Origin of the sequence: Yoonia sp. SDW83-1 (genome assembly GCF_046762885.1) — a bacterium.
Lineage (GTDB): Bacteria > Pseudomonadota > Alphaproteobacteria > Rhodobacterales > Rhodobacteraceae > Yoonia.
This window is the reverse complement of record NZ_JBKQXO010000055.1, coordinates 1-667: the sequence shown is the minus strand read 5'-3', so window position 1 is coordinate 667 and position 667 is coordinate 1. Positions and strand designations below refer to the sequence as shown.

The 667-nt window shown below is 59.4% G+C and carries 1 pseudogene; it reads left to right on the top strand.

The features are described from left to right. Nucleotides 1-599 (top strand): annotated as a pseudogene (locus ACFWW4_RS22710) (transposase); the annotation flags it as partial. Nucleotides 600-667 lie beyond the last annotated feature (68 nt).

Sequence of the window (667 nt, the reverse complement as noted above, 5' to 3'; positions counted from 1 at the left end):
AAGTTCGATCTGCATCCAGAACGGCTAATCGCCGATACGGCCTACGGAACCGGGCCACTGCTGGGCTGGTTGGTCGATCGTCAGATCGCGCCGCACATTCCCGTGTCTGACAAGGCAGGCCGATCTAATGGCACATGGCCCCGAGCCGACTTCGAGTGGGACGCCGAGAACAACCAGTATATCTGCCCCGAAGGGCATGAGCTCAAGCAGTTCCGCCGTAACTACTCCGACCCGAACAGAGGGCCCACCGGCAAAGGCACCGCACGCCACCGCGCCTTGAAGGAGGTCTGCCAGGCATGTCATCCAAAGCCAAATGCTGCCCCAACGCCGATGCCCGCAAGATCACCCGGGAGGAACACGAAGATGCCCGCCAAGTCGCTCGTGATATCGCGAAAACCCGCCAGTACAACATCTCGATGAAGCTGAGAAAGAAGGTTGAGATGCTGTTTGCCCATCTCAAACGCATTCTTGGGCTCGGCCGCCTCCGATTACGTGGCCCATGCGGCGCAAACAACGAATTCCTCCTCGCCGCCACCGCCCAGAACCTCCGCAAACTGGCCAAGATCTTTCCTGCACCGCAGCAAGCGCGAAAAGCCTGAACAGAAAGGCGCTCGCGCTCAGTTCAGGCTGCTACCTTCCGCACCCGCAACACGTTGTTTTTCAACAG